The 6940-nt window shown below is 44.2% G+C and carries 7 protein-coding genes and 2 tRNA genes; 8 read left to right on the top strand and 1 reads right to left on the bottom strand.

Going from position 1 to position 6940, the window contains the following annotated elements; genetic code table 11:
* The 7 genes from PHF79_03590 to PHF79_03560 form a co-directional block, all read left to right on the top strand.
* Positions 1-693: DUF5069 domain-containing protein (locus tag PHF79_03590; GenBank protein ID MDD5318865.1), on the top strand; the 693-nt coding region annotated here is incomplete at its 5' end.
* Between the two features lie 28 nt (positions 694-721).
* A tRNA-Thr gene (locus tag PHF79_03585) sits at positions 722-797 on the top strand.
* A 203-nt stretch (positions 798-1000) separates the two neighbouring features.
* Entirely contained in the window at positions 1001-1510 is a 510-nt protein-coding gene (locus PHF79_03580; protein MDD5318864.1) for a hypothetical protein, read from the top strand.
* Positions 1511-1599: 89 nt separating this feature from the next.
* Positions 1600-1672: transfer RNA gene (locus tag PHF79_03575), tRNA-Thr, on the top strand.
* Between the two features lie 18 nt (positions 1673-1690).
* Positions 1691-2614, top strand: coding sequence for a PCRF domain-containing protein (locus PHF79_03570; GenBank protein ID MDD5318863.1), 924 nt, complete (start codon positions 1691-1693; stop codon positions 2612-2614).
* A 14-nt stretch (positions 2615-2628) separates the two neighbouring features.
* Entirely contained in the window at positions 2629-3309 is a 681-nt protein-coding gene (gene ftsE / locus PHF79_03565; protein MDD5318862.1) for a cell division ATP-binding protein FtsE, read from the top strand.
* Positions 3310-3321: 12 nt separating this feature from the next.
* Positions 3322-4260 (top strand): permease-like cell division protein FtsX, encoded by a 939-nt coding sequence (locus tag PHF79_03560; GenBank protein MDD5318861.1) that lies wholly within the window; start codon positions 3322-3324, stop codon positions 4258-4260.
* 229 nt (positions 4261-4489) lie between these two features.
* Here the strand turns inward: PHF79_03560 and PHF79_03555 are convergent, their stop codons facing one another.
* Positions 4490-4906, bottom strand: coding sequence for a hypothetical protein (locus tag PHF79_03555; GenBank protein ID MDD5318860.1), 417 nt, complete (start codon positions 4904-4906; stop codon positions 4490-4492).
* Between the two features lie 93 nt (positions 4907-4999).
* Between PHF79_03555 and PHF79_03550 the strand changes: the two genes are divergently transcribed.
* Entirely contained in the window at positions 5000-6760 is a 1761-nt protein-coding gene (locus PHF79_03550) for a CTP synthase (GenBank protein ID MDD5318859.1), read from the top strand.
* The last annotated feature ends 180 nt before the right edge of the window (positions 6761-6940 follow it).

Raw genomic sequence — 6940 nt, 5'->3', positions numbered from 1 at the left:
GGACAGTATAGTGAAAATATTACCGCCATCACGGTTTACGGTCTCAATGTTATTTGTATCGGAGTGACTCTGCTTTTTATGCGCTATTATATTGAGCACAACCCGGCTATCGAAACGGCGCCCATCACGCCTACAGATCGCCGCAGCGGCTACATCCGTATTATTTTTCCGATCGTCTCAGCTTTGGCTGCCATTATTATTGGTTTTTGGAATCCGACTCTTTCACTTTTGATTTTTACGATTGCCATTATTTTTAACATCGTCCCTGCCAGCACCAACATTCTCCACAATTGGATCGAGAGATTTTTTGCTCCCGATTTAAAAGCTAAAGACTTGGCTAAAATGGCGCCGCGCAGCCCGTATATGAGATTGCATGGTTTTGCCTTGTTGCCGAGGACCATTGATAAATGTCGGGCAACTATTGCGGGTACGGTAGGGGAGTATCGTTTTAATTGTCCTTTAGATAAAACTTTGTTTGGTTTTAAGGGGATTGAAGCTGGACCTTTTCGTGATTTTGTGGCCTGTGGGGTTTCCGATGAAGAGATTGGCAAATGGGTCAATGAACACGGCTATTTCAAAACGGTTGAAGAAATAAAGCACTGGTCTGATAGTTTGGACGGACAGTTTGACGGTGTGGTTGAGGACGACAGGGTTTCTTTTCCAGTTTTTGCCAAAAAGCGAAAAATCGCATAAGATAGCGGAGCGGTGACTAGAAAGTTTTGCCGTTGTAGCTCAGTTGGTAGAGCATCCCCATGGTAAGGGGAAGGTCGACAGTTCGATTCTGTCCAATGGCTCCAAAAAACCAAAAAACCTAAATACCCTTGGCTCGTACCCACTCTGCCTGAAGACTCAAGTTCTATCTGGCAGCAGGGAAACGTCGCCAAGGGTATTTAGGTTTCTGGGTATTTTCTTCGTAGAAAATTGACGAGTTTTTGGAATAGTTTTCATGTGTTTTTGGTATATTGCGTTTATTAGCAATGTAGTATAATCAAAAATAAATATGGATACAGCCGTTTATGTTACCGAAGATCGTCTCAGCCTTGTTTTACAAAGCTTTTTTCAAATGTTTGAAAAGCGTCAAGATGAGAAAATCTATAATCTCACTGAAGATTATAGGAGGTATGCCGCTGCCCAAATTGAGCAAATCCGTGATGATATTAGAGGATTTGGAGATACTTTAGAGGGGTTTAGAGACAGACTTGATGCAATTGAACACAAGCAAGATTTATTTGAGCTTACCCTCGATCGTTTTAATCAAAAGCTAGATAGCACCATAGAAATGGTTGCAAAGAATTGTGAAGATATCTGTGAAATTAAGGAGGATATCTGTGAAATGAAAGAAGATATTTGCGAGATGAAGGAAGATATTTCTCTCTTGAAAAAGGATGTGGCAGAACTAAAAACAGACGTTAGTATATTAAAAATAGATGTGGGGTGTCTAAAAGTAGATGTATCTGATTTAAAAATAGATATGAAAAAAGTCAAAAAGATTCTCCAGATTACAGATTGATTTGTCGATGAGTCCGATTGTGCTATATTCTGTATGTATTTTAATAAATTCAGCCGATGTAGCTGTCTTGGTAGGCCCAACATAATTTTGCCGATGTAGCTCAGTTGGTAGAGCAATGCTTTCGTAAAGCAGAGGTCGTGAGTTCGATTCTCACCTTCGGCTCCGTGTTATAATCACCTTATGGATAATTCAGAAAATTCTCATATGCATCAAAATGCTTCCCGCATCGCCGAAATAGAAAATGCGATGCTAAAGGCGGATTTTTGGCAAGACAGGGAAAAAGCCCAAACCTTGGTCAAAGAGCTTTCCGCTCTCAAGTCCCCAATTTTAGCTTCAGCCATGGATGGTCCTTACGACCAGAGCGGCGCTATTATCACTATTTTTTCTGGAGCCGGCGGAGACGACTCAGAGGACTTTTCTCGGATGCTTTTTGATATGTATTCAGCCTATCTCAAGCGTAAGGGTTGGCCGACTGTACTTTTGCATGAAAATAAAAATGACCACAACGGTTTTCGCAACGTTTCTTTTGAAATAAATGCCAAAAATGCTTACGGCACGCTTAAATACGAGTCGGGAGTGCATCGTTTGGTCCGCCTCTCACCTTTTAATGCTAAAAAACTCAGACACACTTCATTTTCCATGGTAGAAGTGATCCCTAAATTTGAAAAAACGGTGACGGACATTCAAATACCCGATGACGAGCTTGAGATTACCTTTGCCAGAGCTGGCGGTCCGGGCGGACAAAACGTCAATAAACGCGAAACGGCCGTGCGAATAGTCCACAAACCCACCAAACTATCAGTACATGTAGTCTCGGAGCGCTCCCAGCTGCAAAATAAGGAAAAAGCTATAGCCATTCTCAAAGGAAAATTGTATACTCTAAGAGAGGCAGAACGTATGTCCAAAGAAAAGGGAATGTATATTTCCAAGACGACCGATGTAGAGTGGGGCAATCAAATCCGCTCATACGTCCTCCACCCCTATAAGCTCGTCAAGGACCATCGCACGGATTTAGAAGTCCGCGATATCAAAGGAGTCCTCGAAGACGGCGAGCTTGATGAGTTTATTGCCGCCGAGCATCAATTTTTTGCTCAAACTAAATAAATTTAAACTTTCTTATGATTTACTTTAACAACGTTTCCAAAATATACGCCGACAATTCCGTCGCTCTCCAGGGTATCAATCTAAAAATATCACCAAAAGAATTTGTCTCGATCGTGGGGCAGTCTGGCGCGGGAAAAACTACCTTGCTCCGCATGATTTTGGCTGAAGAGCGTCCGACCGAAGGAGAGATTTTTTTTGAATCAATAGATGTGCAGTCACTTAAAAGAGGGCAGATGAATGATTTGCGCCGCCGCATCGGGACGGTTTTTCAGGATTTTCGCCTTTTGCCTCACAAGACGGCTTATGAAAACATTGCGTTTGCCATGGAGGCGGCGGGCAGGACTGAAGAAGAGATTGCAGCTGATGTGCCCCATGTCCTCGATCTTGTTGATCTGGGTAAAAAAATGCACAACTTTCCCCACCAGCTTTCAGGTGGAGAAAAACAGCGCGTAGCCATTGCTCGCGCCATTGTCAATCAGCCAGATCTCATTATCGCAGATGAGCCAACTGGCAACCTTGATCCCGTCAACACTTTTGATGTGGTCCAGATTTTGAAAAAAATAAATGACCTGGGTACTACGGTTATTTTGACTACCCACAATAAGGGCGTGATTGATTCACTCGGCAAGCGGGTGATCACTATGGAAAACGGGAAAATTATCCGAGATGATAAGGAAGGCAAGTACGTGCTATAATAAATTAAAAATATGTTCTGGACAAAAATAAAAAGAGTTTTGAAGGCGGGATCAATCAGTTTTTGGAGAAATGGATCAGTTTCTTTGGCTTCGGTTTTGATTATGACCGTGACTCTTTCAGTCGTCACTTCTTTGCTCCTGGAAAATGCCATGATGAATTCGATCCTTTCCGGTCTCAAGGATAAGGTAGATGTCAATGTGTATTTTACCACTACCGCCAACGAATCCGATATTTTAGATCTCCAAAAAGAAATTCAAGCTCTGCCAGAAGTCCAGTCTGTGCAATATATTTCAAGCGAGCAGGCCTTGTCTGATTTTCGCACTCGACATCAAAACGATCAGCTCACTCTCCAGGCTCTGGATGAATTGTCAGGCAATCCGCTCGGAGCCGTTTTGAATATTAAAACCAAAGAGCCTTCTCAATACGAGGGTCTGGCGCAATTTTTGCAAAGCAAGAGCGATCTCAGCGCCAACAGTGGCACTTCAAGCATCATTGATAAGATAAATTACAATCAAAACAAAGTGGCTATCGACAATCTTTCCAAAGTGATCAATGCGACGCATCAGTTTGGCCTTTTCCGCGCCATCTTTTATATCTTGATTGCCCTGCTCATTTCTTTCAACACAATCCGTCTTTCCATTTACAGTTCTCGGGAGGAGATTGCGGTGATGCGGCTTGTCGGAGCCTCTAATACTTTTATTCGCGGGCCATTTGTGGTGGTTGGTCTGATGTATGGATTTATAGGGACCATTATTACGCTGGCTATTTTTTATCCTATCTCGTATTGGGTCGGCACATCCGGCTACGGTCTCTCAGTTTTGACAGGTCTCAATATGTTCAATTACTATGTGGCCAATTTCGCCCAAATCTTTTTGATTATTTTGGTAACAGGGTTGGTGTTGGGAGGGGCGTCGAGTTATCTAGCGGTGAAGCGGTATTTAAAGATATAGTTTTTCGGGCTGAAAATTTTGGAACTAGGATACCCTTTTTCTCAATATGTAATATAAGGCATAATTTTCATGTCTTATATTACATATTGAGAAAAAGAGACATACCAACCAGGAATGTTACGCCTCCTGAATATTACCAATCTGTAGAGATTTTAAAATAAAAACCGCTCGCCAGCACAGCAGGATGGGGGTCCTGATGTGTGGCGAGCGATTAGTGGGGGAGGGTGCCTTACATGGCGCAACTGCAGCCGACGTGCAATTTGGCATCTTTTTTCTGCACGGCTGGCAGAGTTGCAACGTGAGGATTGATGAGGGTGAAAAGCTCAACAGCGGTACGTGAGGCCTCCTGGGTTGAAGGAAAATAGCCTCGAGCGCGATGATGCCGGTCAAAGACCCTTTCCATCAAGCTAATACAATCGACACCTTTGACGACGCCGATGATTACCTGCTTATTTTTGAGGTCGGCTTCCACTTGGCGCCTTTGTTCGGGGTTTCTGTCCGAGAGATACACTTTGATCTCGTTCTCGCCGATTGTGCTCTGTGTAAAGGCAGGCACCGTCAGGCCGGCCCTTTCGAGGGATTCGATGACTTTGACCTGATTTTCGGGTGAATACTCGACAATAAAAACACTTGATGTTCTCGACATAATTTTTCAAATCTGGACACTATACTGCCACCCTTCACATAAAAAGTCAACATCGCCTAAAAGAGGAAAATTGGGTAGAATAAAAGGAAACACATGCCTAAAAAAAATAAAAAATCTCTCACTTCTCATAAATATATTTTTGTTATCGGAGGAGTGATGTCGGGAGTAGGGAAAGGCATCACCACTTCATCGCTCGGCACTATCCTTCAGGCGAAAGGATTTAATGTCAACATCGCCAAAGTCGACCCTTATCTAAACGTAGACGCCGGCACTATGAACCCCACCGAACACGGTGAGGTTTTTGTTTTAAATAGCGGACTCGAAACGGATCAGGATATGGGCAACTATGAGCGTTTTCTCAATCGTGACCTCACTGAAGCTGATTATATGACAAGTGGCATGGTCTACAAGTATGTCATCGACAAAGAGCGCGCGCTCGGCTTTGGAGGCAGGTGCATCGACGCTGACACGATCCGAGATGAGATCATTCATCGCTATGAAGACGCAGCGCGTAAAAACAAATCAGAAATCTCCATCATCGAAATCGGCGGTACGGTGGGCGACTACCAAAATATTATGTTTATCGAAGCCGCGCGAGTGCTCAAAGTCAAAAATCCTCACGACGTTATTTTTATTATGGTTTCTTTTTTGCCGATCCCTTCCAAGCTTGGCGAAATGAAATCCAAACCAACTCAAAATGCCATCCGCCAGCTCAACTCCTATGGCGTCCAAACGGACTTTATTATTGCTCGCAGCGAAGTGCCCTTGGACAAAAAACGCAAGGACAAGATCGCTATTTCGTGCAACGTGCCGATCGAAAATGTCATTTCTGCTCCGGATATCGACAGCATCTATGATGTCCCTTTAAATTTTGAAAAAGATAAGCTTGGTGAAATGCTCGTCAAGGCTCTCGGCCTTTCGAATGGGCATATTGACATGTCGCCGTGGAAAACTTTTGTCAACAAGGTTAAAAAAGTGAAAAATAGCAAAACTGTAGGGAAAGATGGCAAGCCACGAGAGGTGAACATTGCTGTGGTGGGCAAATATTTTGATAGCGGGGATTTTGTGTTGTCGGACGCCTACCTTTCTGTGATTGAGGCGATCAAATTTTCGGCGTACAGTGTGGGCGTCAAAGCCAATCTAGCGTGGGTCAATGCCAAGGATTTTGAGACGACTGGAGAAAAAGGAGTTAAAAAAGGGGTCAGCGAAAAAATCAGCAAAGAGCGCATTGTCGGGCTGAAAAAATATGATGGCATCCTGGTGCCGGGCGGCTTTGGCGAGTCGGGGATCGAGGGCAAGCTCAAAGTGATAGAGTTTGCGCGGACTCATGGAGTGCCATACTTTGGACTCTGCTACGGTATGCAGCTCTTAGTCATTGAATACGCCCGCAATGTTTTGGGCTGGAAGGATGCCAACACTGCCGAGATCAATCCAGCGGCCAAGCACCTAGTCATTGACATTATGCCCGATCAAAAGAAAAAATTGGCTGAAGGAAAATACGGCGCCTCTATGCGTCTCGGCTCGTATGTTGCGCATTTAAAAAAAGGCACTATTGCCCAAGCGGCGTATGGAGCCAAGACGATCAATGAACGTCATCGTCATCGCTATGAGGTCAATCCAGAATATGTTAAAGACCTCGAGCAAGCCGGTCTGGTTTTTTCAGCCACCTCACCAGATGGAAAATTGATGGAGATTGCGGAGCTGCCGCAAAAAAAAGGTACAGGAGCAGCTGGGCAGCATCCATTTTTCCTCGGCACCCAATTTCATCCCGAGCTTCGGGCTCGACCGCTGGCTCCGCACCCACTTTTTACGGAGTTTGTGAAAGCGGCCCTTCGGAGAAAAAAAGCTATTTGACAAAAAGTCAATAGTGATTATGATTAGCCCAGAGACAACCGAAGGTCAAACCTTCACCACTAGAACGGAGGGCACTATGGGACCCTTAAATTTTGAGACGCTGATGCGGCATTGTGCCGACCAGCATGCTTGGCAGCCTGAAAACGTGAAGCGTTTCGAGCGCTTTTGCGAATCCAAAGG

Source organism: Candidatus Paceibacterota bacterium, from assembly GCA_028714275.1.
Taxonomy (GTDB): Bacteria; Patescibacteriota; Minisyncoccia; order Phycocordibacterales; family CAINVO01; genus CAINVO01.
This window is presented reverse-complemented; position numbering and strand designations above follow the sequence as displayed.

Bases quoted from the DNA above. Each gene is read 5' to 3' on its own strand.
- PHF79_03580 (MDD5318864.1), top strand. From the start codon at position 1,001: ATGGATACAGCCGTTTATGTTACCGAAGATCGTCTCAGCCTTGTTTTA.
- PHF79_03570 (MDD5318863.1), top strand. From the start codon at position 1,691: ATGGATAATTCAGAAAATTCTCATATGCATCAAAATGCTTCCCGCATC.
- ftsE (MDD5318862.1), top strand. From the start codon at position 2,629: ATGATTTACTTTAACAACGTTTCCAAAATATACGCCGACAATTCCGTC.
- PHF79_03560 (MDD5318861.1), top strand. From the start codon at position 3,322: ATGTTCTGGACAAAAATAAAAAGAGTTTTGAAGGCGGGATCAATCAGT.
- PHF79_03555 (MDD5318860.1), bottom strand. From the start codon at position 4,906: ATGTCGAGAACATCAAGTGTTTTTATTGTCGAGTATTCACCCGAAAAT.
- PHF79_03550 (MDD5318859.1), top strand. From the start codon at position 5,000: ATGCCTAAAAAAAATAAAAAATCTCTCACTTCTCATAAATATATTTTT.